The sequence below is a fragment of the Labilibaculum manganireducens genome (assembly GCF_963665805.2).
GTDB classification, from domain to species: domain Bacteria; phylum Bacteroidota; class Bacteroidia; order Bacteroidales; family Marinifilaceae; genus Labilibaculum; species Labilibaculum manganireducens.
The window spans coordinates 4,533,394-4,559,978 of record NZ_CAXXEE010000003.1 but is presented as its reverse complement, the minus strand read 5'-3'; the positions used below and the strand labels follow the sequence as shown (position 1 = coordinate 4,559,978).

Sequence of the window (26,585 nt, the reverse complement as noted above, 5' to 3'; positions counted from 1 at the left end):
GCACTAAGAAATATTTTAATGCTTTAAATATTCGAGTAACTAAGTTTAAAACATACAAAGTATACTTAGGAACAGTAGTGCACCTTAAAAAAATCATAAAAATCTGCATCTCATTGATTCTTTTCACAATTTGTATATACATTCGCATAAAAATTAGCACAATGGAATTCAAGCACAAAAAGAAAATACAAATCCGCTTTGGCGATATCGATTTAATCGGACATGCGAATAACGGAGTGCAGTTAAGCTACCTCGATTTGGCACGAATGGATTATTTTCAGCAAGTATATGGGGAAGTAATTGATTGGAACGAATCAGCATTAATCGTAGCTCATTTGGAGATAGATTATTTGTCATCCATCACCCTGAGTGATAAAATTGAAGTGCAAACAAAAATTTTTCGGATTGGCAATAAAAGTGTAGGAATGTACCAGAATATTGTCGATTTAAAAACAGGCGAGATTAAAACCAAAACATCACAGGTAATGGTAGCCTACAGTCAAAAATTAGGAGAAAGCATAAAAGTTCCCGAAACCTTAAAAATTAGAATTCTTGAGTTCGAAGGAGAGCTGTTAATTAAATAATATACAGATAACAGATTTTTAATTAGCAGGTTACAGGAAAATAAGTTTTGTAATGCAGCAGAACATGAAGTGATTTATTCACTAAGATACATATCGATAAGACCATCGGGAGTTTCCATAGTGATGGTTTTATTTTCCTCATTTATTTCAATGAAGTTTTCTTCGGCAAAAGGAATCAAAACTTCCTGGTTATTAACCGAAATAACCAAAACAATGTTTCCCGAGTAATCCTGAATATCCTCAATTTCCCCCAATTCACCTTTTTCCTCATCAATGTACAGGAAACCAATCAGCAAATTCGGATCAAGATCATCCGCTTCTTCAATAAATTCCGGAGCATCCTTCATGGGAATGTAAATATCACAGCCAATAAATCGCTGTGCCTTCGCTTCCGAATCCAGATCTTCTATAACAATACGAACTGTAGAATGATTTCGGGGAGTAATTCCGTTTTTAGGAATAAAAAAAGGAACCAGTCCTCCGTCGATATCGACAAAAACTGATTCCAATTTATTTTTTTCAAGAAGGTTGCTGTTTTTCCTGGCAACTAATTCGCCTTTAACTCCATGAGTTTTAGTAAATGTTCCGGCAAGATAGCAATCCTCTATTTTAAGCATGCATTCAATATTAAGCTTCAGTTTCTTCTGAACCTTCTTCAGTTGCAGCCTCTTCGCTAGTTGCTCCAGCTTCTTCAGCTTTGGCAGCAGCTTCAGCATCAGCAGCTCTCTTAGCGATAGCTTCTGCTCTGTTTGCGCTAATTTTAGCTTCAGCTTCTAAACGAGCTTTCGATGCATCATCAGCATTTTTCGAAAGACCTTCTTTCTTAGCGTTGATTTTTGCTTCTTTCTCTTTTTTCCAAGCTTCGAATTTTACTTCAGCAGCAGCTTCATCAAAAGCTCCTTTTTTCACACCGGCAAGCAAGTGTCTTTTCATCATTACACCTTCGTAAGATAAAATTGCTCTTGCAGTGTCAGTAGGCTGAGCACCGTTTCCAAGCCAGTTAACAGCTTTGTCAAAATCCAGGTTAATTGTAGCAGGATTGGTGTTTGGATTGTAAGATCCAATACGCTCAATGTATTTACCATCACGTGGTGATCTGCTATCTGCTACCACAATGTGGTAGAATGCGTTTCTTTTACGACCGTGTCTAGCTAGTCTGATTTTTACTGGCATAACTTTATTTTAATAAATGAATAAGTTGTGGTATACATACCACGATTTATAAGCGCGACAAAGATACTATTTTATTTTTGATTAAAAACAGCGCTTAAAAAGATTATTTCATAGTCTAATACTCATGTATATAAGAATGTTGCATACAAGCCCTTTACCATATTATACAGATGTTGGTAATTTAGAAAGAATAGTACGTCTATATTTACTAATTTTGCTTGGATGAATTCCTTAAATCTTCGCAAATCGCCACTCATTTAAAGGCATAACTATAATAATTCTGATACTGAGATGTTTTTAATATTTGATACAGAAACTACAGGCTTACCAAAAAAATGGAAAGCACCGTTAAGTGATTTTGACAACTGGCCGCGCATGGTGCAGCTGGCTTGGCAATGTCATGATATGGAGGGGAAATTTCTCTTTGCTAAAAATCATGTTATCATACCTGAAGGCTTTACTATTCCTGAAGATGTAGTGGCGGTGCATGGTATTTCAACTGAAATAGCTCTGGAAAAAGGAATTCCGCTCAATGAAGCCCTGCTTGACTTTATGGAGGATGTCAGGAAATCGAAGTATGTTGTCGGACACAATGTTTCCTTCGATATAAATATAGCAGGCTGTGAACTGCTGCGTTGTGAGATGAACGAACAGGAGCTTATTTCGGTGTCTGCTCTTGATACAATGACCGGCAGTAAGGAATATTGTGATTTGAAACGCAAAGGCCAGCTAAAAAATCCTACTCTTACCGAACTTCATATGAAGCTGTTTGGTGTTCCTTTTGCTGAAGCTCATAATGCTGCTGCCGATGTGGAGGCTACTTCCCGTTGTTTTCTGGAGTTGATTCGGGTCGACGGACTAAGATCCGAACTTCTGAAAATGTCTTTGGAGCAGATTCAAGCCTTTAAACTCAACAATCCCGATGCTATTGAGTTGGTAGGTATCGAATACGAATCTTTTAAGGTCAATACTGCTTTCGACGAAATTTCCATTGAAGAAGAAGAGCGCAAGAGACACGAGGCTGCAAAGAATATCATTCCACAGGCTTTTGTTCATTTGCATGTTCATTCTCAGTATTCCATACTCGACGGAGCAGCCAAAACAGCTGATATTGCAGCCAAAGCAAAGGAAGACGGTATGCCGGCTGTTGCAATTACCGATCATGGCAGTATGTTTGGAGTAAAAGAGTTTCACGTAGCCTGTGGCAGAGTTGGCATCAAACCAATTATTGGTGTTGAAGCCTATATGGCAAGACGGGGACATTTAATAAAAGAAAATAAAGGGGATGGGTCAGGTTATCACATTATTTTACTGGCTAAAAACTATAAAGGATATCAGAATCTTTTAAAGTTAACATCTATTGCCCACATCGACGGGATGTATTACAAACCGCGTATCGACAAGGATTTACTTGAAGAATACAGCGAAGGACTAATTGTAAGTAGTGCTTGCCTGGGTGGTGAAGTTGCGCAGCACATCATGGGTGGTAATATTGATAAGGCAAGAGAAACTATTCTTTGGTTTAAGGATGTTTTTGATAAGGATTATTACCTTGAGATTATGCGTCATCCCAACAATGACCCACGCTTAAAGAGCGATGTTTGGGAAAATCAGGTGAGAGTGAATAAAGTGATTCGTAGATTGGGAGCAGAACTTGGTGTTAAAGTGATTGCCACGAATGATTCCCATTTTGTTAATCCCGAAGATGCCGAAGCTCACGATGTACTTGTGTGCCTAAATACAGGGCGTGATTACGATGATAGTACACGCATGCGTTACACCAAGCAGGAATGGTTTAAAACAAGCGAAGAGATGAATGAGCTCTTTGCTGATGTGCCGGATGCACTTGCAAATACCATGGAGATTGCTGAAAAAGTGGAGGCTTTTGAATTAAATTCCAATCCCATAATGCCTTCATTTGACATACCTGAAGAATTCGGCACTCTGGGAGACTATAAAGAGAAATACGACGAAACAACACTTATTAAGGAGTTTGAAGAGGAGCGTTATGAGAAGCTTGGAGGTTATGATAAGGTGCTGCCAATTAAGTTAGAGGCGGACTACCTGGAACATCTTGCATTCGAAGGTGCGAAAAAACGTTATGGCGATACTCTGGAAGATCATATAATTGAGCGCCTGAATTTTGAGTTGAACACCATTAAAACAATGGGTTTCCCCGGATATTTCCTGATAACACAGGATTTTATTAATTGGGCAAAAAATAACGGTGTGATCGTAGGTCCGGGACGTGGTTCGGCCGCCGGTGCTGTGGTAGCTTACAGCATTGGTATTACTGATGTTGATCCCATAAAATATGATTTGCTGTTCGAGCGTTTCCTAAATCCCGATCGTATCTCGATGCCCGATGTGGATATTGACTTTGATGACGATGGTCGACAGGAAGTGTTGGATTATGTAACGGATAAATATGGACACGATAAAGTAGCTCATATCTGCACCTTTGGTACAATGGCTACCAAAAGTTCTATTAAGGATGTAGCGCGTGTATTGGGTTTAGAATTAGCAGAAGCCATCCGCCTGACCAAACTGGTGCCCGAAGCACCCAAGATGAGCTTTAAAAAAGCATACGCAGAAGAGCCTGCTCTTTTGGATGAAAAAGATTCTCCGAATCCGCTCATCGCCCAAACAATCAAATTTGCCGAGTCCCTGGAGGGATCGGTACGACAAACCGGAGTGCATGCCTGCGGTATTTTGATTGGAAAAAATCCTCTGGACGAGCACTTGCCGGTTATGCCTACCAAAGGAGAAGATCTGTTGACAACGCAGTACGATGGTCGTTTTGTGGAAGATATTGGTCTGCTAAAGATGGACTTCCTTGGACTAAAAACATTATCTATAATTAAAGAAGTACTGGCCAATGTAAAGCTGTCTAAGGGTATTGATGTTGATATCAACAATGTAGATCTTGAGAATGAAGAGACTTTCCAGATGTTTAGCCGGGGAGAAACTACGGCTATATTTCAGTTCGAGTCTCCGGGAATGAAGAAACACCTTCGGGCTCTAAAACCGAACCGTTTTGAAGATTTGGTTGCGATGAATGCTTTATATCGTCCGGGACCAATGGAATACATTCCTTCGTTTACCCGAAGGAAAAACGGGGAAGAGGAGATTGCTTACGATCATCCAATTATGGAGGATTACCTGAAGGATACGTATGGAATTACGGTTTATCAGGAACAGGTGATGCTTCAATCCCGCGCTTTGGGTGGATTTACCCGAGGCATGTCGGATACTTTGCGTAAGGCGATGGGTAAAAAACAGATTGCCATGATGGATAAGCTGAAGGTAGAGTTTATTAATGGATGTCATGACAATCCTAAATTTATGGAAGGCGTTGGCGGCGATAACGTTAAGGCAGATAAACTGATTGAAAAAATTTGGTCCGATTGGGAGGCATTTGCAAAATATGCTTTTAATAAGTCTCACTCGGTTTGTTATGCTTATATCGCTTATCAAACGGGTTTCCTAAAGGCGCATTATCCAGCTGAATTTATGGCTGCGGTGCTTAGCCGTAACTTATCTGATATCACGAAAGTGACTATTTTTATGGATGAGTGCAGGCGAATGGGAATGCCTGTGTTAGGACCTGATGTGAATGAATCCTATGCCCGGTTTACGGTAAACAAAGAAGGCGCAATTCGTTTTGGTATGGCTGGGGTGAAAGGAGTTGGAGAGCAAGCTGTTGATGATATTATTAAAGAAAGAAAAAATGGCCCGTTCAAAAATATTTTTGATTTTATAGAGCGGGTAAACTTAAGATCGGTAAATAAGAGAACTCTTGAAAATCTTGCCATGTCGGGAGGTTTCGATAGCTTCGGATTAAAGCGGAGTCAATACTTTCATCCAGATGAAACCGATGTTACCTTTATGGAATATTTGGTGAAGTATGGAAACAAACTTCAGGCAGAAAAAGACAATTCGCAGCAAACTTTATTCGGCGATGTAGAAGATTATGTGGTTACACCGCCAAAAATTCCTGAATGTGCAGAGTGGAATAAGCTGGAGCGCTTGAATAAGGAGAAAGAGTTAATTGGAATTTACCTGTCCGCTCATCCACTTGATGATTACAGATTGGAAATCGATTCCTTCTGTAATGCATCTTTAACACAGTTGTCAGCGGATATTGTAAATTTTAAGGATAAGGATGTAAATATTGCAGGAATGGTAACTGCCATTCGTCGGGGAACTACAAAAAACGGCAATCCTTTTGCAATTGTTAACATTGAAGATTTCACAGGCTCGTTTGAAATGGCTTTCTTTGCTAAAGATTTTGTGGAATACAGCAATTATTTTATTGAAGGTTTATCGGTATTTATAAACGGGAGGGTACAAACCCGGTCCTGGCCACGAGGTTCTACCGAATTGGAGTTTAAAGTTAAAGGAATAAACCTGCTTTCCGAGGTAATGGAGAAGCGGGTGAAAGAGGTTACCATTGAGATTCCGGTAAGCAGTCTCTCAGATGAATTAGTAACCGAAATGGCAAGTTGTATGGAGGGGAACAAGGGGAATTTGAAGGTGAATTTTGTGATCACTGATGATAGAAATGTGAGGGTGAAAATGTTCTCAAGAACTTGTAGGGTAAACCTTTCCAATGAATTGATCGAATATTTTAAAAATAATTCTGATATTGAATTCAAAATTAATTAACTTGCACGGGTAAATAATAAAATTCAAAACAATTAAAAATAGATTACCATGACAATTGCAGTAAACGATGCTAATTTCGAAGAGGTTGTGTTGAAATCAGATAAGCCTGTATTGGTTGATTTCTGGGCCGAATGGTGTGGCCCTTGTAGAATGGTTGGCCCAATTGTAGACGAACTTTCTAATGATTACGACGGTAAAGTTGTAGTTACAAAAATGGATGTTGACAGTAGTCCTGCTACTTCTGCAAAATTTGGAATTCGTAATATTCCTACTATTCTTTTCTTTAAAGGTGGTGAAATTGTGGACAAACAAGTTGGTGCTGTTCCAAAATCAAGTCTTGCTGAAAAAATTGACGCTTTATTGTAAGTGTTGATTGCAAAATATTTGGGCATAGAGAGATTCTTTCTATGCCTTTTTTTTCTTTGTTCACATTCAAAATAGATTTTTTTGAAGCAACTCTCAGACCTGATACAATTCGAAGAATTTGATAATCTGGAGCTTTTGGCCAAGCAGATTGTTGAAGGATTTTTAATTGGTTTGCACCGAAGTCCGTATCATGGATTTTCGGTAGAGTTTGCTGAACACCGACTTTACAATAAAGGAGAGTCAACCAAACACATCGATTGGAAGCTATACGCACGAAGCGATAAGCTGTTTGTAAAACAATTTGAGGAAGAAACGAACCTTAGGGCTCATATTGTTGTAGACACCTCTTCTTCAATGCTGTTTCCTTATCAGCAAAAACACCAAACCAAATTGGGATTTTCGGTACTTTGTGCGGCCGCTTTGGTTCACTTATTGCGAAAACAACGAGACGCAGTTGGCTTGTGTACCTTCTCCGATAAAATAGATATTCTAACTCCGGCAAAACTTTCTAATACTCATGCACATTTGCTGTATGCTCATTTAGGCAAACTCTATAACAAAGAAGGAATTGATAAAAATCGGGAAACCAAAATTTCGGATACATTACACAAGCTTGCCGAAGGATTGCATAAGCGTTCACTCGTAATTGTTTTTTCTGATTTTATGGGGGATGAAACGCCTAAGGAGATTTTGGAATCGTTACAGCATTTACGCTTTAACAAACACGAGGTTTTACTTTTTTCTATTCGGGATAAAGAATTCGAAAATGAGTTTAATTTTGCAAATCACCCCAGTCAGTTTATTGATTTGGAAACAGGAGAAAGCATAAAATTAAATCCTTCGGATATTAGAAATTTATACAGTCAAAAGCAGAAAGAGTTCTTTACAGAATTAGAGATTTTGTGCGGACAATTTGCGATTGATTATGTTGAAGCAGACATCCGCAAAGAATTTCATACCATTCTTAAGGCTTATTTACTGAAAAGAAAAAAAATAATGTAAAGCTGGCATTCCTCATTACTAAATTTGACCAAAGACTTACCTTCCATTTATTTACTGTTTATTTGTTGATGAATAATTTTCATCTTCCATACCTTTGCAGTATTTTTATGAAACACTCAATAATTTCTAACACGCAGAGAACTCCCTAAATGAAAAATTGGATTTGCCTATTCGGATTGGTTTTGCTGTTTGCCTGCGAGCAAAAGAGAGGGAAATCGGTAAGTTCGAAGGAACCTTATGTGGAAAATGGAGTTGTTAAGCAGTATGATGATGCGAACAGATTAACTGCCGAAATTACTTTTCGAAATGGTGTGCGGCATGGCGTCTGTAAAATTTATTATCCTTCAGGCGAGTTGAGTGATGAAATCATGTATGTTGATGACCAGAAGAGCGGCATTGCCAAAAAATTCCATAAAAACGGCAAATTGTATAGTCTTACTCCCTATCACAAAGATGAAAAGAATGGTGTGCAGAAGAAATACTATTCCAATGGTAATATCTGGGCTGAAACTCCTTATATGAAAGGCCAGCCTGGTATTGGTTTGAAAGAATACAGGCAGGATGGAAGTTTGCGGACTGGTTTTCCAGGTATCGAAATTCAGAAATTTGTGAAGGAAGATGTTGTGGTTTTAACATTGTCACTAAGTAATTACTCTAAGAATGTGATTTTCTACATTACCGATTTAATGGAAGACAAATACATTCCATTTGCAGCCAAGCCTCTTTATGCAAAAGGCGGGTTGGCACGGTTCGAAATTCCTTACAATCGTGCTGCAGGACTTGATACCACATTGAATATTGTTGCAAAATACCAAACGCAGGATCACAATATCAACGTTTCTCAGCGAGAATTCCAGATTATTATGAAATAAAAAGCTTATTCTTTAACAAAGGAGAGTTTGGATAGAATAGGAAAATGATCGGAGTATTGTTTTTTGATTCTCTGATACTCGCTGCAGATTGTATGCTCATCATGAAGAATATAATCAATCCTGAACGATGGAAAATCTCCTGCATAAGTTGTGCTGATTCCACTGCCTTTGTCTTTAAAACAGTCGCTAAACTGATCACTCAAAGTTTTATAGGTAAAAGATTGAGGTGTGTCGTTAAAATCGCCGCAAACAATTGTAGGATGAGGCGATTTATCGATATGTGCCCGAATTATTTGGGCTTGTTTGGCTCTGCGGATAAATGCATAACGCAACCGGAAGGAAATGTCTTTAAGTTCGTTTAATTCCTGCTCATCAGCTTTGAACTCTTTTTTGTTGATGAATTCGTAATTTTTACCTGCAAAACGGTTCGACTCCAAGTGAAGATTATAAACACGAAGTATTTTTTTCCCAATTTGTAAATCTGCAAAAACAGCGCTGCATAAATTTCCCTTCTCAAAATTAATTTCTCCATGGTGGATAATTGGATATCGGGAGAAGATTGCGACACCAGTTCCATGCTTGCTTCTGATTGAATTTTTCGCGTTCAATTCTTTTTTTAAATTACTAATCGAGAGCAAACCTGATTTTGTAGTTCTGAATTCTTGAAAACAAATAATTCCAGCTCCAAGATCTTTAGAGAGTTGTATGATATTTGATGGTGTTTTGGGATCTTTTGTCCATTTGTAAATATCAAAGGAGCGCACATTGTAACTTAAAACTTTAATGGCATTCTCATCATTTTTAGATTTGCCGGAGAAGTTAAATTGGATGAAGTTGGAAAAAGACTGATAACCAATTAGAATGACCAAAAGAGGAATTAAAAAACTCCAGCGCCTTCTGACCATCCAATAAATAGAAAATAAAATATTAATAGCCAGCAGATAAGGATAGGCCAATCCCCAAAAGGCTGGCGGCCAAAAGTTGTCGGGGTTAATGTAAGCTGCCAGATAGGAAATCAAAAGTGAGCCTGAAAATATCAGACTAAAAATAACAAGTGATTTGTGCAGAAAGTTCTTCAAGTTATTACTTTCGGTTACTGGATTTAAAAAGGATTTCTTTTTCTTCTTTACTTAGACTGTCGTATCCTGATTTTGCAATTTTCTCCAATATAGCATCTAAGTGTTCCTGATGTTGTTTTTTTGCTTTGTTGTACTCTTTATCGTCCATTTTCTGGGTGTTCTTATAACTTACTTTCATTTTTCTTTTCTTAAAAAGACCAAAAAACGAATCCATAAGTGAATTAAATCCAGACGAAATATCTTTACCCTTACGAAGCTGATTAATGAACAACCAGCCATAAAAAGCACCGCCTAAATGAGCAATATGACCACCTGCATTACCCATTGGAATGCTCAGTATATCTGTAGCAATAAAAAATAAGGCGATGTGCTTAATTTTAACGGGGCCAATAAACATGAGATGAACAACATGGTTTGGCGTATAAATTACCGTAGCAAAAACAACCGCCATAACCGAAGCCGAAGCTCCAAGAGCATACGATCCAAATCGAACACTTTCGAAAACAGGAAAGAGATTATAGGCAAATATATAGGTTGCAGCACCGGTTAAACCGCCAATCAAATAAATGCTTACCAGTTTTTTCTGATCAAGATAGCTTAGGAAAATTCTTCCAAACCAGAATAACCAAAGCATATTCATTAGTATGTGCAGAAATCCTTCATGCAAAAACATGTAGGTAAACACTGTCCAGGGTCTGCTTAGTAATGCATTGGTTTCGGCAGGTACCGATAACCAGTGCACAAGGAATGGAACTTGCGAAGGTTCCAGATTAAAAAGAAAGGTAAGTACGCCTACAATTTTAACAATCAGAAAAACACCAAAGTTGACGTAGATCAGTCTTGTTAAATTACTTCCTTCTTTGAATGAGTCTTTAATTCCGTCCCAAATACTTTGGTGGGAATAAGACTGATATGGATTGTTGAAATTCATGCTCATGAAATATCAATCATTTAACTATTAATAAAATCGGTTTGAATTCTTCTGCCAATACTTTATCAGGATAAATCCAAATAACATGCCGCCTAAGTGAGCGAAATGGGCAACGTTATCACCACTTACATGTCGAAAGCCCATAAATAATTCAACAGCACCGTAACCAATTACAAAATACTTTGCTTTGATTGGAATAGGAGGGAATAAAAGCATCAGCTCAGTGTTTGGGAACAGCATACCAAAAGCCAGCAGAATTCCGAATACCGCTCCTGAAGCACCAATTGTGGGAACATTAATGTTTTCAGTAATCATTTGGTTTACCATGGCAATGGCCTTTTGAGTATCAAAGGCATTATTGGGATGCTCAGCCCAGCTGTTTACAAAATCGGTAACCCAAGGCTTAACCGGCCCCATGTGCTCACGAATAAACTGCAGCATTAAATCAGGCGTTGGAGTATTTGCAAAAGCATTTGCAGCAGCTTTCATTGAGGAATAGTCAAGCCATCCTACAAATGTGTGAAGTGCAGCCGCACCAAGTCCTGTTATCATGTAGTACAGTAAAAAACGTTTTGATCCCCAAACTTGTTCCAGCACACGGCCAAACATGAACAGGGCAAACATATTAAAAAATAAATGACCTATTCCTCCATGCATAAACATATGCGTAATGAACTGATGTGGTCTGAAATATTCTGATGCCGGCTGGTGCAAAGCAAAAAGATTATCCATACTAAAGCCAAACCGGTCGCCGATTACCATGGTTCCGAGCAGGACTAGCACATTTATAATTATCAGGTTTTTTACAACCGGAGGGAGATTTAATAGTGAAGATCTGAATTGACTCATTCGAATTTATTTTAATATTTCCTTTTAGCTAACAATAGTCAGACCAATTTATAATTTGTGCGTGTGATTAACAAATCTAAGACAGATTGTCACCCTATTTAAATCTGCTTTCCAATTCCTGAGATTCAAGAACCGAAATAATTGCTTTTCCATCGGGGGTGAAATTAGGAGTTGAACAGGCAAAAAGTTGATCGATTATTGAACTCATTTCCTCATTCGAGAGGGTTTTTCCATAATTTAAAGCCGATGCTTTTGCCAAAGCTTTTGCCAGATTTTCGCGAATTTTTAGTTTCACATCCATTTGGTTCGACTTGTAGTTCGCCAGCAGGTTTTCAACCAATTCTTTTGGCTCGCAATTGTGTATATCAGCCGGAGTTCCGTTAATCACAAAGGTTTTCTTCCCAAATTCCCTGATGTCAAATCCCAAGGCTCTTACATCTTCAATAATTACCTGTAAAAGAGTGTAATCCGAAGCATTAAGTTCTATAGTTTGCGGGAATAAAGTTTGCTGAGCAATTCCTTGATGATTTTCCAACGAATTGATGAATTTTTCAAATAAAATGCGCTCATGTGCTTTACGCTGATCGATGATCATCAAGCCAGAGCGAATGGGTGTTAATATGTATTTGTTTTTTAGCTGAAAAAAATTCTTTGCTTTCTGAATTTGTTCCTGCGGATGCAGTTTCTTTTGCACAAATTCTTCCGGCGGTTTTTGTGGCTGAAAATAATCCGGAATATTTTCCCGATCAATTTTCGCCTGATTTAATTTCTCATCCGACTCTCTTTTAGAAGGTTCTTCGTATAGAGTCTCCCATTTTTCGGGTACTGGCTTTCTGGTACCTCCACTTTGCTGAGGAGGTGTTTTCGCTTTAAATTCCTGATAGAATTGGTTCGATTCAAAAGATCTTCGTTCCTCGTCAAAAGGATTGTAGCTTTTTTCTCCATCAAAAGGGTTGTAGTTCAAATCTGCTTCGAAAGGGTTGAATTCAGGATTCACCTTAATCATTGGAGCCTCAATATCGGCATTGCTGTCGGCTACAGGAATCTCCAAACTGTTGTCTTCATCAAAATCGATGGAAGGCACAATATTAAATTTACCCAAAGCCTCCCGGATAGATGCCTGAATAATTTGATAGATTGCTCTTTCGTCTTCAAACTTAATTTCTGTTTTGGTCGGATGAATATTGATATCAATAATCTGTGGATCGACTTCAAAAAAGATAAAGTAAGGCGGTATGGTTTCAGGCGGCAGTATTTTATCGTAAGCCTGCATAATTGCTTTGTGAAAATAAGGGTGCCGCATGTAGCGGTTGTTCACAAAAAAGAATTGTTCCCCTAAATTTCGTTTGGCATTTTTCGGTTTCCCGATAAAACCAGTCAATTTAACAATGCTTGTGCTGGTATTTATACTGATTAACCTTTGGTTCATACCTTTGCCAAAAACATTGATAATTCGTTGGCGGATATGACTGGCAGGCAGGTTGTATATTTCTGTGTCGTTGTGAAGAAGTTGAAAGGCAATTTCGGGATGTGAAAGCACGATTCGATGAAATTCGGTAATGATATTGCGAAGTTCGGTAGAATTGGCCTTTAAGAATTTTCGACGGGCTGGAACATTAAAAAAGAGGTTTTTAACAATGAAATTACTTCCATCGCTGCAAGCCGAAACTTCCTGAGAAATTGCTTCGGAACCACTAATAACAATGTGAGTCCCTAATTCGTCTTCGGTTCGTTTGGTTTTTAATTCAACATTGGCAATTGCCGCAATAGAGGCAAGTGCTTCGCCCCGAAAACCCATGGTTCGAATGGCAAACAGATCTTTCGCTTTTCGGATTTTAGAAGTTGCATGCCGTTCAAAAGCAAGACGCGCATCGGTAACGGACATACCACATCCATTATCAATTACCTGAATTAATGTTCTTCCAGCATCTTTTAAGTTGATTTTTATAGAGTTACCTCCAGCATCAATGGCATTCTCCACAAGCTCTTTTACAACTGAAGCTGGTCTTTGAACTACCTCACCTGCAGCAATTTGATTGGCTACATTGTCAGGCAGAATCTGTATCAAATCCGACATATAAATTTCTACTTCTAAAGTTTAACTTTCTAGTAACGTGTTGGGTGAAATTTAAATTGTCTGATTTCAGAAATTCTGAAAAAGAGACAAAAATAAATTTTAGAAAAGGAGAAATTTAAATGACTCCATTCCATCCATAAAGGTAAATGTAAGTTGCCAGTGCAAGCAAGACAAAGATAATTAACAATCTAATGTTCGATTTGTTTCTAGAGCCATTAGAATCGAAGTGACCATGACGCAGTTCACTTTTCATTCGTCCTTTTATGTTGGGGATGTATGGTTCATTTTCATCCTTCAAACCCAGTTCTCCTCGTATCCTTTTTTCTCTGTCTTCTCTTGCTTCTTTTGCAGGATCCCAATATCTGGGTTGAATATTAAATCTTTTGTATTGAGGTTTTTTAAAAAAACTTGTAAATCCCATGATAAAATGTTTTATACCAGTTAAAAGTGTAATGTTGTAGGTATAATTTGAATGCTTCTGCTGTTCAATTTGGAAAATTGCCCATCCAAAGCAAAAGATTCAATACAAGCAATACTTTTCGTCTAAAAAGACATACAAATATATCGATTTTTTCTGAATTTATTTTTCCTCCAATTGCACATCCATGAGTTAATATATCCTAAAAAAAACAATATTTGCTTGTAGGGTTTTAAAATTATTTCTTTTGTAAGAACCGGGTCTGGTTAAGCTTTTCACCACACTGATTGCAGTACAGAGCATCTTCTGTATGATTGTCGGCCAAGCAATTTGGACAAACCTGAGTAGATGCAGCTTTTGAACTTTGTTTGCTCAGTTCAACAGTTACGATTCCTGTTGGAACGGCGATTATGGCATAACCAATAATCATTACGAAGCTGGCAAAAAACTGACCAAGAGATGTTGCCGGGGAAATATCGCCGTAACCAACGGTAGTAAGCGTAACAACTGCCCAATAAATGCCGCGGGGAATGCTGGTGAACCCGTTTTTGCTGCCTTCAATCAAATACATGATGGTTCCGATGATGATGACCATGGTTAGAACAGCAAAAAGAAAGACGGATATTTTTATTCTGCTTTGTCGAAGCGCTCGAACAATAATAGCTCCCTCTTTAATATATCTGTTGAGTTTTAAAATCCGGAAAATCCGAAGCAAGCGTAAAGCTCTGATTACCATGAACCCGTGAGTGCCAGCTACTACAAGGCCTAAGTAGGATGGTAGAACCGAGAGTAAATCGATAATGCCGTAAAAACTAAAGATATAGGCTTTGGGTTTTTGAACGATCCATATTCTTAGAATGTATTCTAAAGAGAAGATTGCTGTAATCAACCATTCCGAAAGTTTCAATACATCGTGATAATCTCTTTCGATGGAAGGCACACTTTCTAAAACAACTAAAAGGATGCTTAAAATAATAACAATAAGCAGCGAAATATCGAATATTTTCCCCGGTTTGGTGTCTGCCTCAAATATGATTTCATAAAGGCGGTCTTTTGTAATACTCATGAAAGAAAGAGATTAGGGTTTGAGAACATAAACTTACTAAAAAAGTCTGGAAAGAACTTGAAAAGCCAAACGGTCAAATGGCTGGGGAAATCTTAAAATAATATAAAACTTGAGTGTTGAATGAATCTGACTCCTTATCTCGTAAATCTCATTGCTCTTTTTTTTATACTTTTGAATAAAATTTGAACAAGATGATTATAAATGATATAAAAGAAAGCTTTTTGGATGCACAAAAAGTTTTGAATGAATTTATTGCCGATGAGGCTAATTTTTCAGCCATTGAAGCGGCAGGTGACGCAATGGCAAAATCCATAAAAAACGGCGGAAAGATTATTTCCTGCGGTAATGGTGGTTCGATGTGCGATGCCATGCATTTTGCCGAGGAATTAACAGGTCGTTTTCGAGGAGACAGACCCTCGATGCCGGCCGTAGCCATTTCAGATGCCAGTCATATTACTTGTGTGGCAAACGATTATGGTTTCGATTATATTTTCTCGAGATATGTGGAAGGAATGGGGCAAAACGGAGATGTATTTTTAGGAATCAGTACTTCGGGAAATTCAGCGAATATTATTAATGCAGTAAAGGCAGCCAAAGAAAAAGGACTGATTGTTGTTGGTTTAACCGGGAAAACGGGAGGTGAAATGGCTGCCCTTTGCGATGTTGAAATTCGGGTGCCTTGGGAAAAGTATTCCGATAGGGTGCAGGAAATACACATCAAAGTAATTCATTGCCTGATTCAATACATCGAAGCAAAAATGAAATAAGCATTGTAGATATTAGATGTGAGAAATGAAGTTTTTTTCACAGATAAAAAAGTGTAGCAAGAGGATGTCGTAGCGGCATCCTTTTTTTTGTGTCAAAACAGCAGGGATATCTTAATGTTTTATAATTTGGATTATGTTTTGGTTGGTTGATGTATTATTGTTACATTCACGGGTTGATTTTGTTTATTGGTAAAACTTATAAATATGCTTGTTAAAACCTACGGAAGTGCAGTATATGGCATTCATGCCACAACAATAACAATAGAAGTAAATGTTTTTCCCGGAGTGCGTTTTTCCTTGGTGGGATTGCCCGATAATGCGGTGAAGGAAAGTCAGCAGCGAATAGATTCTGCCCTGCGTGAAGTTGGCTACAAAATTCCCGGTAAAAAGATCATTATTAATATGGCTCCCGCCGATATCCGAAAAGAAGGATCGGCTTACGATTTGCCTTTGGCAATAGGAATACTGACAGCAACCGAGCAAATTAACTGCGAAGTGCTTGACAAATATCTTATTATGGGCGAATTATCGCTCGATGGCAGTTTGGTTCCCATTAAAGGTGTATTGCCTATGGCCATTCAGGCCCGCGAAGAAGGTTTTGAAGGTTTGATTTTGCCAAAAGCAAATGCACGCGAAGCTGCTGTTGTTAACAAGCTGAAAATAATTGGCGCCGATACGATTAAGGAAGTGATTGAATTTTTGAAAGGTGATTTGGAAATTCCACCTACCGAAGTGGACACCCGGGCTGAATTTTACGCGCACTTAAATAATTTCCCTCACGATTTTGCCGATGTAAAAGGACAGGAGAATGTGAAACGTGCTTTGGAGATTGCCGCCGCCGGCGGACACAATATCATTATGATTGGGCCTCCGGGAGCAGGGAAAACCATGCTGGCCAAACGAATTTCAGGAATTTTGCCTCCCTTAACACTGCAGGAAGCATTGGAAACAACAAAAATACACTCGGTGGCCGGAACTTTGGAAAAAAACAGTGCCCTGATGACACAAAGGCCGTTTCGATCGCCGCACCACACAATCTCTGATGTAGCTTTGGTTGGCGGCGGTACATTTCCGCAACCCGGCGAAATAAGTTTGGCGCACAATGGCGTGCTGTTTTTAGATGAGCTGCCCGAATTCAGACGAACCGTGCTGGAGGTGATGCGGCAACCTTTGGAGGATAGAACCATTACCATATCACGAGCTAAATGTACCATTGAATATCCTGCCAGCACCATGCTGATTGCTTCCATGAATCCTTGTCCGTGCGGCTACTACAACCACCCCGATAAAGATTGCCTGTGCGGGCCGGGAATGGTGCAAAAATACCTGAGTAAAATTAGCGGTCCGCTTTTAGATCGTATTGATATTCACATTGAGGTGGTTCCCGTTTCGTTCGACAAAATATCCGATCAGCGCTTGTCGGAAAAGAGTGAATTGGTTCGGCTGCGGGTTGAAAAAGCCAGACAGGTTCAGGAGAAACGATTTGCTGAGCACGATGGCGTTCATTGCAATGCACAGATGAGTTCGAAATTGCTGCGGAAACACTGTCAGCCAAACGAGGCCGGCAACCAATTGCTAAAAACCGCTATGGAAAAAGTTGGTTTATCCGCTCGTGCTTACGATCGAATTTTAAAAGTTTCGCGCACCATTGCCGACTTGGAAGGCTCTGAAGCCATCGAAACCGATCATTTAGCCGAAGCCATTCAGTACCGCAGTTTGGATCGTGATGGCTGGGGAGGATAGGGGGTAATTATGAATTAAAAATTATGAATTAAGAATTAGGAATATTTGTAGGGTCATGCCATGGCGTGACCTTTTCATGTATTAACCCCTAAATCCCCTGAAGGGGACTTGCTAAAACCCAAACTCAAATTGGAGGATTGAATCCTTTGGATTCATCTATTTATAGCAAGAAAATAAGCCCAGATGATTCGACTCCGAAGGAGTCGTACGATATTCACACAATCATTTTTTTATAAATAGGTAATGCCTTCGGGATATTTTGCATTTAATTATTGATTGTAGGGTCATGCCATGGCGTGACCTTTTTTGTGGTTTATGATTTCGGATTGCGTTGAATGCGATGATCTGAATTGCGGATACGACATGTCGTATCCCTACGGCATTGCCGAATAGATTGGTAATTGTTTTGAACGAATGTGTTTTGATTGAATGTTTGTAGGGGCATGCCATGGCGTGTGCTTTTTTGTTGGTGGTAAAATCTATTTTACCGCATAATTTATCTGTAAAACAAATTGCTTATCATATATATTGTTTTTACATTTACTGATCCGATCATAAAAAAATATATAAAGCGATTGATGGAGTAGTGGATGATGCGTTGCAGAAAGAGTGTTGTTTTGAGGGGGCAGGGCAGAGATCGGTTGTTTAATTAGATGATATAGTTAACAATTGAATTGTAATAAAATAATCTTTAAGTATTTAAATTATGGCAACATTATTAAGAGACAAGATGTCCTCCGAATCGCACATTAGTTATAGCGAACGGCACGTGCGTTTGTGTCAGCAAACCAAGGGGGCCGAAAGTTTGGTTCGAAACATACAGCCTAAAATTGAAAACCTGCAAAGTAAAGTTGATGTTCGTTCTGAAAAAGTAAAGCTGCGCTATTCTGCCTACGATGCTATTGTGTTAAATGATGGTGTTTTAGACGACAGCATTAAAAATTTGGCGGATAGTGCCAAACAATACGATAGAAGTACTCCGGGCCGATCGGTATATCAGGTTTTATTCCCTGATGGGCCGCCATCGAACATTACCGATGCTTCTTTTAGCAAGGAAATTGAAAAAGCCGGTCAGTTATTGGTTCGGTTGCAATCGTTGGGCGAAGGACACGCTTTGCTTAGCTATGTTGAAATTTTAAGTGCAGCAATTGATGCATCGCGGCAGGCGATAGCTGCGCATCAGGTGGCTGTTTCGGATGAGAATACTGCTTTTGCCGGGGAGAAACTGGCTCAGGCTGCATTGCGTAAACAGTACGAATTTAATTATCTGGATGCCGTGAAGTTATTTGGAAAGAATCACGCCAATCGTCTGTTTCCAAAACCATCGGGTGGAAAGAAAAAGGTGGCTGAGGAAGTTGTTAACGAGGCTGAAGCATTGTAAAAAGGGTAAATTAAGTTTTCGCTGGCAGAAATGCATGCCCACAGAGAGGAGCGCAGTTTGAGTGATTCAAACTACGCTCCTTTTTTTGGGAACAGGCTCGGAAGCTCTCAAAGCAGCTTCCCGCAAAAGGGCTGTTTATCCGGAAGCCTCCTGACCGTGTTCCCAAATTTGGGAACACACTACCGGATGCTCCAAAGTGGACTCCCAAATTTGGGAATGCAGTTTAGGGACTTCGGAGTACATTACCACCACGCGGGAATGCACTTTGAGGCGTTCAAACCAGTCTCCTGCAAATGGGAATGGAGTTTTTAAGAAATCGACCTGAATTGTGGATACGCCATGTCGTATCCCTACGGCATTGCCGAATAGATTTGTAATTGTTTAGAACCAATGTGTTTTGATTGGTATTTGTAGGGTCATGCCATGGCGTGACTGTTTTGTTTTTAATGTTATTTGAATGCGATGATCTGCATTGTGGATACGCCATGTCGTATCCCTACGGCATTGCCGAATAGATTTGTAATTGTTTAGAACCAATGTGTTTTGATTGAATGTTTGTAGGGTCACGCCATGGCGTGACCTTTTTTTCGTGGTTTATGATTTGGGATTGGGTTGAATGTGTTTCGGATACGACATGTTGTATCCCTACGGCGTTACCAAATAGATTTGTAATTGTTTGATGATATGAATTGTGGATGCAATAAAAACAATGTAAATGGAAATTTGGGGCAGGATGGCTTAGGGATTGCAGCGGAAAGCCCGCAGTAAAGGTTTGGCCGGTGGGTGGGATGGCGAGGACTTGGAGCGAAAAGCCCGGCCGACTGAAAGGAGGTAAGCCCCACATTTACATGGCGGAAATCACTCAATTATCAGATTTAACGGAAAAGAAAAAGACGATTAGGTTGTTTTTTATATTGTTTTCTTACATTTGTTTTACCTAGATAATAGAGTCGTTGTGCTAAAAAACGAAGCTTAAAAAGAAATACTTACTATGGGAAACAAATTGAATGATCCTATCGCAAGATTAATGGGATTGCGTTACAAGTCTCATCCTTGGCATGGGCTGGATGTTGGAGACAATGCGCCGGATTCGGTGATGGCATTTATTGAAATGGTTCCGACGGATACGGTTAAATATGAAGTAGACAAAACGAGTGGTTACCTGAAGATTGACCGTCCTCAGAAATATTCGAATGTTGTTCCTGCTTTGTACGGATTTTTACCTCAGACATATTGTGGTAAATCGGTAGGGGAATATTGCAGCGAAAAATCGGGTAAGGAAAATGTTCAGGGTGATTCGGATCCTTTGGATATTTGTGTGCTGACCGAAAAAGTGATATCGCACGGTGATATTATTGCAGAGGTTCGTCCGATTGGTGGTTTTCGAATGATTGACGGAAATGAGGCTGATGATAAGATTATTGCTGTTTTGATGAATGATGCTACTTATGGTGCTTATACTGATATTTCGGATTGTTCGGATGTGGTTGTGGGCCGTTTGAAACATTATTTTTTGACTTACAAGGATATGCCGGGTTTGGACAGCGAAGCCGAAATTACACATATTTATGGTGTTGATGAGGCCAAAGAGGTAATTATTCGTTCGATGAACGATTACAAAACCAAATTTGAGAATTTGGAAGATATTCTAAAACACGTTTAAATCAATTCATAATTACGATACCGGGCTATCGGGAATTAATTACAAATTATAAAACGATATGAAGCGATGGTTCGAAAGAACTGTCGTTTTTTTTGTGTTTAGTTTATGGTGAATATAATAATGAGGTGGCTGATATTTATTTAGACTCTTTGTGTTTTGTGAGTGTTTGAAAAAGGAACTACAGAGGTAAACAGAGGAAGGAAAGAAAAATTTTGTCTCAAAATTCATGATTTGGTAAATGGTTTATTTTTTGAATTTAAAGCTCTAAATAGGAATCTCTGTGGAACTCCGTGAACTTTGTGCATTAGGTTGAGTACGAAATGTTAATTGAAACGTATCTGAATATTATATTTTGGTCTAAATAAGAATCTATTTGTGTAAAAACTTGCACAATTGGCAGATATGTGCGAGATTAAAAAGATTGAGATTTTAACGAACAAAGGAGAGGTAAGAATGAAAATATTGTGTGAAACAGAAAGATTGTATCTACGGGAAATACTGCCGGCCGATGCCGAAAGCATGTTCGAGATGGATTCGGATGCTGAGGTTTATAAATTTTTAGGACGAAAACCCATTCGGAATATCAACGAGAGTAAAAAGATGATTGAATCGATTCGGGATCAGTATAAAAGAATTGGCATTGGCCGTTGGGCAATTGTTGAAAAGGAATCGGGGAATTTTATTGGCTGGACCGGCTTTAAATTTGAAAAGGAAAACCAGAACGGGCACAGTGATTTTTACAATCTGAAATTTCGACTGCTGCGCAAGTATTGGGGCAAAGGATATATTACCGAAGCAACAAAAGCGGCTGTTAACTATGCTTTTACCGAGCTTAAAATTCCCGAAATTTACAGCATGACTTTACTTGGCAATCTGAAATCGCAACGGGTGCTGGACAAGCTTGGCTTTCAGCTGGAAGATAAATTTAAGTTTCAGGGAGATGATATTACCTGGTATAAACTGAAAAATAAATAGTGATTGCCAAATACAGGGGACAGCTGATGAGTTCGCATCATCTGAAAATTAATGCTTTACCTCTGGCTTTAGGCAGAGGATTTTTTAAAGCCCCTTTAGGGGGTTGGGGTGTTTTTTGGTAATTGGTTTTTTCGAAAAAGGACACGCCATGGCATGTCCCTACGGTTTTCGTGAACAGATTATTAGATTTATTCGTATCGTAAACTCTCAACCGGATTCCTCGTTGCTGCCCGCCACGATTGAATGGAAACGGTAAATTGGGCAATTCCCAAAGCAATGAGTCCTGCCAAGGCAAAAATCCACCAGCTAAGTTCGGTTTTGTAGGCAAAGTTTTCGAGCCATTTGTTCATGGCATACCAGGCAATTGGGCAGGCCAACACAAAGGCGATGGCTACCCATTTTGCAAATCCTTTGTTTAGCATTGTAATTATTTCGTGAGTTTTCGCACCATTTGCTTTACGGATACCTATTTCTTTGGTGCGTTGTTCGGAGGTAAAATAGGAGAGAGCACTAATTCCGAGTATGCCGATGATGATTCCAAGAACAGAGAAACTCATCAATATCCGTCTCAGGATGTTCTCCGATTTGTATTGCTGTGCAATTTTATCATCCATAAAAAAGTAGTCCATTTTTTGGTTGGGGTAATGTTTTTGCCATTCTTCCTGAATGCTGTTCATGGCGCTTCTTATATTTCCAGGAGACATGCGAACATGCATAAACCTTGCTCTGTTTCGGGATTCATCGATAAGGAAAACATAGTCGCCAATTTGATTGTGTGCAGAACTGTAATTAAAATCTTCTGCAACGCCAATAATATCAACTCTTCTCTGATCTGAGTTCAAAGGTATTCCGGATCGAAATAAATTCAGTTCCTCAAGAGTTTTGTGTTTTTCCATCAATCTGTTAAACAAATGCTTGTTGATAACCATTCCTTCAATGGTATCCAATGAAGTGTTGATGTAGCTGTGAACAAATGGAATCTTCATGGTTTTCAAAAAATCATAATTAGCCATCGACATTTCAGCGGTTCCTTCAATCCCAAAACCATCAAGCGATAAGGTTTGTGTGGGATATCCAAAATGCTGCATTGTAAATCCAATTGATTCGATGGAAGGGTTTTTTCTTAATTCATTGGCAAACACATTGGGGTCTTTCGAAAAATCTTTCATGTTGAGGACAATAATATTGTCTTTTGTAAAGCCAAGCGGTTTATTCAGCAGGTAGGAAATTTGTTTGTTGACCAAAACAGCAGATGAAATGAGCACAATTACAATCAGGATTTGAAAGATCATTAATGGTTGTAAAATACGCCTGCCGGTTAAAGATGTATGACCTTTAATGATATCGCTGGTTGAATTGTTTTTTAAAATAAAAAAGCGCACAAAAAGGATGCTTAGAATTCCACTGAATATCAGAACAGTTAATGTTGCCAGATAAATGATCGGTTCGGAATAGAAAATATCGAATTGAATTTCATAGAAGTTATTAATGTAAGGTGTTAGCGCCTCAATTAAAATCAGAGCGATTACAATTGACAACGAACAAAGCAGAAGTACTTCAATAAGAACTTGTGTGAGCAAATGTTTTTTGTGAGCACCAACGGATGTTTTTAATCCAAATTCTTTTGATCTTTTAAAAAGGTTAACTGTGATTAAACTAACAAAGTTGATTAAGGATACCAGCAGAATAATAATGGCAACTGCAGTGAATAAATTGATATTGATTTTTGTATTGCTCTCTTTCAATTCAAATCTGAAATTGGATTTTAAGTGAATGTCGGAAAGTTTTGTGAGACTGAATTCATAGTCTTTTGGGCCGCGGGTTTGTCTTAAGCTCGAATTATTGAATTTGTTCAGGAGTTTCTCTTCAACAAGCGAAGGTGAAACTCCTTTTTTTAATTTTAGATAGTTGTAAACCCATTGAGTTTTTCTTTCGGATAAGGAGGCATAGGCAGCATCGAGCGAACCTTTTTGAGAAATCAGGATCTCGCAGTTAAAATGAGTTTTGATGGGTGTGTTTTTAACGATACCAACAATTTCATATTTCCCAAGATCTCTTCTGTATTGCAAGCCCTCAACATCAATGTATTCACCAATTGGGTTTTTGTCTTTAAAATGTTTTTCAGCAAATCGTTCAGAAATGAAGGCAACATTGGGTTTTGTAATATCAGACAAATTGCCAATCAAACTTTCAATTCCGAATAAGTTCATAAAATTGGTGTCGACCGATAAAATGTCTTTTTGCGATACACTTTGTTCGTTTACTTTAATGGTTCCCGACTGACAATGTGAAAATTGTGCTGTGCATTCTACTTCCGGAAAGTTTGCTGAGGCTTCCTTAACAAATCCTAAACTTCTGGCCCAAGGATCTTCTACATGCGAAGGGGTTGATGCTACTCTGTAGATATCCTGATAATCCGTAATATGCCTGTCGTAGCTGCGTTCGTTTTGCACATGAATGAACAGGACAAAGAAGGAAGCGATGCCAAAACTGAGACCAAGAATATTGGTCACAGAAAAGGCTCTGTTCTTAAGTAATCGTAAAACCGATAATTTTAAATGATACCAAAGCATATTTTTGTTTTAGATTTATTCATACCTCAAACTCTCCACCGGATTCCTCGTAGCAGCCCGCCACGATTGAAACGAAACCGTAAGCAATGCAATAACAACGACAATAAGTCCCGCTAAAGCAAAAATCCACCAAGAGATATCTGTTTTGTAGGCAAAGTTTTCGAGCCATTTGTCGATGGCATACCAAGCAATTGGACAGGCTATTACAAAAGCAATTGCTACCCATTTTATGAAATCTTTGTTTAGCATACTCATTATCTCAATAGTTTTGGCTCCGTTTACTTTTCGGATTCCTATTTCTTTGATGCGACTTGTTAAAATAAAGGATGCCATACCTAATAATCCCATGCAGGCAAGTAGAATTGCCAGAGCTGAAAAATAGCCCAGAAGTTGAAAAGTCTTTTTATCTTTTTGATAGAGTTGCTCCAAGCTTGCATCTAAAAAACGAAAATCAAATACCTGATCGGGATAAAATTTCTGACAAATTTGGGTTATGGAATGTATTGAACTTGCGGCAGACGAAGGTTTTATTTTAATCATAAGCTCAGAGCACTCATCTGGCATAATTACGAAAATTACTGGTTTTATTCTATCATAGAGTGATTCGAAATTAATATCATTGATAACACCCACAATCTTTCTTTTGGATCGTGGCCAATTGCATTTAAGCGATTGGCCGATCGGATCACCATTTATCCCTATTCGTTTAACAGCAGCTTCGTTTAAAATCACCGCTTCGGTTTTATCCGTTTTAAATTGATTGGAAAATAATCGACCTTGCCTTGCATTTATGCCTAGTGTTTCAAAGTAATCGAAGTTGACATGAACATATGCAATTGCAATATTTTCGGTTCCACCCTCCAGTAAAATTCCACCTATATTATTGAGAGAGCCTGAAGGAACCCGACTAGCCGAAGAAACACTGCTTACAAAACTCTGATTGAGCAGTGCTTCTTTAAGTGTATTGTATTTTTCTTCATTGCCAAAATCAACTACTGATAAAAGGACAGCTTCCTTATCGAATCCCAATTCTTTTTGTTGAAGTAAATTGATTTGGCGAGACATGATAATCGCAGAAGCTATTAGAGCAATAACAATGGTGAATTGCGCGCCCACAAGAATTGTTTTGAATTGAAATTTAGAACGGCTACTAGTTTTTGATGCCTTTAGTATTTTTGTCGGATTGTAAGAGGAAAGGACGAAAGCGGGATAGCATCCAGCTAAAATTGTTACAATCAACATGATTCCAAGAATACCTAAGCTTATATTTATATTGAATAGTGTTGAAAAAAGCAGCTCTTTTCCGGAAAGAGAATTGAAAATCGGTAAACTAATCTTAACTATTATAAGTGCCAGAATTAATGATGTTAAAAACACCACAATTGATTCAGAAATGAATTGCATTGCCAATTGATTTCTGCTAGCGCCAAAAGTTTTCCTAATTCCAATTTCAGTTATGCGTGTTGTGGCATTAGCCGTTAGCAAGTTGATATAATTAAAGCAGGCAATCAATAAAATTAAAAGGCCGATTGTTGAAAATATCAAGATATAGGTGATACTGTTTTGTTGTTGAATATCACCTAGAAAATGGGAAGAATAAAGGTGTATATCTTTTAATGGCTGTATCGTATATTTTGTTAATGGACTATCAGGATCTGTATTTTGAGCTTTTCTAAGTGTCTGACTAATTTTAGCTTCAACATCAGGTTTTGAAAATTCATCCTGCATCTCAAAATAGACCAGAAAATTCTGCCAGCCCCAACTATTCATAGATTCAACACCATAAACAGTGTTGGCATCGGCCAGTGTTACAAAAATTTCATATCGGAAATGAGAATTATGAGGTAATTCCTCGATTACTCCAGTAATTGTATAATCATATTCATTATTTAATCTTAATATTTGGCCAATGGGGTTTGAATTGCCAAAATACTTCTGTGCAATTTTATTGGAGATCACAATGCTAGCTGGTTTATCTAATACTTTATCTGGGTTTCCCGTTGAGAATTTAAAGGAAAAAATTCTAAATAATGCCGGATCTACATAGGCTACCTTGCTTTCTTTAAAGCGGAGTTCTTTATACTGAATAATTTCATTCGGACGATGCAAAATTCTAGCATGAGATTTTATTTCTGGAAGATTATCATCCAAGTAATTTGCTGTTTGAGGCGATTGATATGGGTGTTGCTCCTGACACAATCTGTAGATGTGATCGGCTTTATCATGATAACGATCAAAGCTCAATTCATCCAAAACATAAATTAAAAGCAAAATACTAACTGCTAACCCCAAAGTAAGGCTAGATATGCTGATTAAAGAATAAGCTTTACTTTTAGCAAGATTTGCTAAGGCGATCTTAAAATAATTCTTTATCATGATTTTAAGTTTTTATGATGAT

Annotated in this window: 20 protein-coding genes; 10 read left to right on the top strand and 10 right to left on the bottom strand. The window is 38.4% G+C overall.

Annotated elements, in window-relative coordinates; all coding sequences use genetic code 11:
• Nucleotides 1–161: 161 nt before the first annotated feature.
• Nucleotides 162–584 carry an acyl-CoA thioesterase gene (locus ACHZAX_RS17895; protein ID WP_180327299.1) on the top strand — a complete coding sequence of 141 codons (423 nt, stop codon included), beginning with the start codon at nucleotides 162–164 and terminating at the stop codon, nucleotides 582–584.
• Between the two features lie 74 nt (nucleotides 585–658).
• Here the strand turns inward: ACHZAX_RS17895 and rimM are convergent, their stop codons facing one another.
• Nucleotides 659–1,201 (bottom strand): ribosome maturation factor RimM, encoded by a 543-nt coding sequence (gene rimM / locus ACHZAX_RS17890; protein WP_101310025.1) that lies wholly within the window; start codon nucleotides 1,199–1,201, stop codon nucleotides 659–661.
• A 10-nt stretch (nucleotides 1,202–1,211) separates the two neighbouring features.
• Nucleotides 1,212–1,757 (bottom strand): 30S ribosomal protein S16, encoded by a 546-nt coding sequence (locus ACHZAX_RS17885; RefSeq protein ID WP_101310026.1) that lies wholly within the window; start codon nucleotides 1,755–1,757, stop codon nucleotides 1,212–1,214.
• A gap of 291 nt (nucleotides 1,758–2,048) precedes the next feature.
• On the opposite strand from ACHZAX_RS17885, the gene dnaE reads away from it, so the two are divergent.
• The 4 genes from dnaE to ACHZAX_RS17865 all read left to right on the top strand — a co-directional run bounded on the left by dnaE (nucleotide 2,049) and on the right by ACHZAX_RS17865 (nucleotide 8,665).
• On the top strand, nucleotides 2,049–6,425 hold the full coding sequence (gene dnaE, locus ACHZAX_RS17880) for a DNA polymerase III subunit alpha (RefSeq protein WP_320020042.1): 4,377 nt from the start codon (nucleotides 2,049–2,051) through the stop codon (nucleotides 6,423–6,425).
• A gap of 48 nt (nucleotides 6,426–6,473) precedes the next feature.
• The gene (gene trxA, locus ACHZAX_RS17875) at nucleotides 6,474–6,791 is read left to right on the top strand and encodes a thioredoxin (protein WP_101310028.1); all 318 of its coding nucleotides are present in this window, start codon (nucleotides 6,474–6,476) and stop codon (nucleotides 6,789–6,791) included.
• Nucleotides 6,792–6,872: 81 nt separating this feature from the next.
• Entirely contained in the window at nucleotides 6,873–7,793 is a 921-nt protein-coding gene (locus ACHZAX_RS17870) for a DUF58 domain-containing protein (protein ID WP_320020041.1), read from the top strand.
• 149 nt (nucleotides 7,794–7,942) lie between these two features.
• A complete protein-coding gene (locus ACHZAX_RS17865; protein ID WP_101310030.1) occupies nucleotides 7,943–8,665 on the top strand; it encodes a toxin-antitoxin system YwqK family antitoxin in 723 nt (240 codons plus the stop codon).
• 5 nt (nucleotides 8,666–8,670) lie between these two features.
• On the opposite strand, the gene ACHZAX_RS17860 is transcribed toward ACHZAX_RS17865, so the two are convergent.
• From ACHZAX_RS17860 to ACHZAX_RS17835, 6 genes are all read right to left on the bottom strand, one after another.
• Nucleotides 8,671–9,744, bottom strand: a complete 1,074-nt coding sequence (locus tag ACHZAX_RS17860; protein ID WP_320020040.1) for an endonuclease/exonuclease/phosphatase family protein — start codon at nucleotides 9,742–9,744, stop codon at nucleotides 8,671–8,673.
• Between the two features lie 4 nt (nucleotides 9,745–9,748).
• Entirely contained in the window at nucleotides 9,749–10,681 is a 933-nt protein-coding gene (locus tag ACHZAX_RS17855; RefSeq protein WP_245870353.1) for a rhomboid family protein, read from the bottom strand.
• 21 nt (nucleotides 10,682–10,702) lie between these two features.
• The gene (locus ACHZAX_RS17850; RefSeq protein WP_320020039.1) at nucleotides 10,703–11,524 is read right to left on the bottom strand and encodes a rhomboid family intramembrane serine protease; all 822 of its coding nucleotides are present in this window, start codon (nucleotides 11,522–11,524) and stop codon (nucleotides 10,703–10,705) included.
• 94 nt (nucleotides 11,525–11,618) lie between these two features.
• Nucleotides 11,619–13,601: a DNA mismatch repair endonuclease MutL gene (mutL, locus tag ACHZAX_RS17845; RefSeq protein WP_101310034.1), complete on the bottom strand. Its 1,983-nt coding sequence runs from the start codon at nucleotides 13,599–13,601 to the stop codon at nucleotides 11,619–11,621.
• A gap of 115 nt (nucleotides 13,602–13,716) precedes the next feature.
• Nucleotides 13,717–14,022: a hypothetical protein gene (locus ACHZAX_RS17840; RefSeq protein WP_101310035.1), complete on the bottom strand. Its 306-nt coding sequence runs from the start codon at nucleotides 14,020–14,022 to the stop codon at nucleotides 13,717–13,719.
• A 235-nt stretch (nucleotides 14,023–14,257) separates the two neighbouring features.
• A complete protein-coding gene (locus tag ACHZAX_RS17835) occupies nucleotides 14,258–15,085 on the bottom strand; it encodes an ion transporter (RefSeq protein WP_320020038.1) in 828 nt (275 codons plus the stop codon).
• Between the two features lie 191 nt (nucleotides 15,086–15,276).
• Here ACHZAX_RS17835 and lpcA point away from each other — a divergent pair, with 191 nt between their 5' ends.
• The 5 genes from lpcA (at nucleotide 15,277) to ACHZAX_RS17810 (ending at nucleotide 21,614) form a co-directional block, all read left to right on the top strand.
• Nucleotides 15,277–15,852 (top strand): D-sedoheptulose 7-phosphate isomerase, encoded by a 576-nt coding sequence (gene lpcA, locus ACHZAX_RS17830; protein WP_320020037.1) that lies wholly within the window; start codon nucleotides 15,277–15,279, stop codon nucleotides 15,850–15,852.
• Nucleotides 15,853–16,056: 204 nt separating this feature from the next.
• Entirely contained in the window at nucleotides 16,057–17,595 is a 1,539-nt protein-coding gene (locus ACHZAX_RS17825; protein WP_320020036.1) for a YifB family Mg chelatase-like AAA ATPase, read from the top strand.
• A gap of 706 nt (nucleotides 17,596–18,301) precedes the next feature.
• Nucleotides 18,302–18,976, top strand: a complete 675-nt coding sequence (locus tag ACHZAX_RS17820) for a hypothetical protein (protein ID WP_320020035.1) — start codon at nucleotides 18,302–18,304, stop codon at nucleotides 18,974–18,976.
• A gap of 991 nt (nucleotides 18,977–19,967) precedes the next feature.
• A complete protein-coding gene (locus tag ACHZAX_RS17815) occupies nucleotides 19,968–20,639 on the top strand; it encodes an inorganic pyrophosphatase (RefSeq protein WP_101310044.1) in 672 nt (223 codons plus the stop codon).
• 402 nt (nucleotides 20,640–21,041) lie between these two features.
• On the top strand, nucleotides 21,042–21,614 hold the full coding sequence (locus ACHZAX_RS17810; RefSeq protein WP_320020429.1) for a GNAT family N-acetyltransferase: 573 nt from the start codon (nucleotides 21,042–21,044) through the stop codon (nucleotides 21,612–21,614).
• Between the two features lie 188 nt (nucleotides 21,615–21,802).
• On the opposite strand, the gene ACHZAX_RS17805 is transcribed toward ACHZAX_RS17810, so the two are convergent.
• Together ACHZAX_RS17805 and ACHZAX_RS17800 are read right to left on the bottom strand one after the other, a co-directional pair.
• Complete coding sequence (locus ACHZAX_RS17805) at nucleotides 21,803–24,187, bottom strand: ABC transporter permease (RefSeq protein WP_320020034.1); 2,385 nt, start codon at nucleotides 24,185–24,187, stop codon at nucleotides 21,803–21,805.
• Between the two features lie 15 nt (nucleotides 24,188–24,202).
• On the bottom strand, nucleotides 24,203–26,563 hold the full coding sequence (locus ACHZAX_RS17800) for an ABC transporter permease (RefSeq protein ID WP_320020033.1): 2,361 nt from the start codon (nucleotides 26,561–26,563) through the stop codon (nucleotides 24,203–24,205).
• Nucleotides 26,564–26,585 lie beyond the last annotated feature (22 nt).

Coding starts and splice junctions, on each gene's coding strand:
- ACHZAX_RS17895 (WP_180327299.1), top strand. CDS start 162: ATGGAATTCAAGCACAAAAAGAAAATACAAATCCGCTTTGGCGATATC.
- rimM (WP_101310025.1), bottom strand. CDS start 1,201: ATGCTTAAAATAGAGGATTGCTATCTTGCCGGAACATTTACTAAAACT.
- ACHZAX_RS17885 (WP_101310026.1), bottom strand. CDS start 1,757: ATGCCAGTAAAAATCAGACTAGCTAGACACGGTCGTAAAAGAAACGCA.
- dnaE (WP_320020042.1), top strand. CDS start 2,049: ATGTTTTTAATATTTGATACAGAAACTACAGGCTTACCAAAAAAATGG.
- trxA (WP_101310028.1), top strand. CDS start 6,474: ATGACAATTGCAGTAAACGATGCTAATTTCGAAGAGGTTGTGTTGAAA.
- ACHZAX_RS17865 (WP_101310030.1), top strand. CDS start 7,943: ATGAAAAATTGGATTTGCCTATTCGGATTGGTTTTGCTGTTTGCCTGC.
- ACHZAX_RS17855 (WP_245870353.1), bottom strand. CDS start 10,681: ATGAGCATGAATTTCAACAATCCATATCAGTCTTATTCCCACCAAAGT.
- ACHZAX_RS17850 (WP_320020039.1), bottom strand. CDS start 11,524: ATGAGTCAATTCAGATCTTCACTATTAAATCTCCCTCCGGTTGTAAAA.
- mutL (WP_101310034.1), bottom strand. CDS start 13,601: ATGTCGGATTTGATACAGATTCTGCCTGACAATGTAGCCAATCAAATT.
- ACHZAX_RS17840 (WP_101310035.1), bottom strand. CDS start 14,022: ATGGGATTTACAAGTTTTTTTAAAAAACCTCAATACAAAAGATTTAAT.
- ACHZAX_RS17835 (WP_320020038.1), bottom strand. CDS start 15,085: ATGAGTATTACAAAAGACCGCCTTTATGAAATCATATTTGAGGCAGAC.
- lpcA (WP_320020037.1), top strand. CDS start 15,277: ATGATTATAAATGATATAAAAGAAAGCTTTTTGGATGCACAAAAAGTT.
- ACHZAX_RS17825 (WP_320020036.1), top strand. CDS start 16,057: ATGCTTGTTAAAACCTACGGAAGTGCAGTATATGGCATTCATGCCACA.
- ACHZAX_RS17820 (WP_320020035.1), top strand. CDS start 18,302: ATGGCAACATTATTAAGAGACAAGATGTCCTCCGAATCGCACATTAGT.
- ACHZAX_RS17815 (WP_101310044.1), top strand. CDS start 19,968: ATGGGAAACAAATTGAATGATCCTATCGCAAGATTAATGGGATTGCGT.
- ACHZAX_RS17810 (WP_320020429.1), top strand. CDS start 21,042: ATGTGCGAGATTAAAAAGATTGAGATTTTAACGAACAAAGGAGAGGTA.
- ACHZAX_RS17805 (WP_320020034.1), bottom strand. CDS start 24,187: ATGCTTTGGTATCATTTAAAATTATCGGTTTTACGATTACTTAAGAAC.
- ACHZAX_RS17800 (WP_320020033.1), bottom strand. CDS start 26,563: ATGATAAAGAATTATTTTAAGATCGCCTTAGCAAATCTTGCTAAAAGT.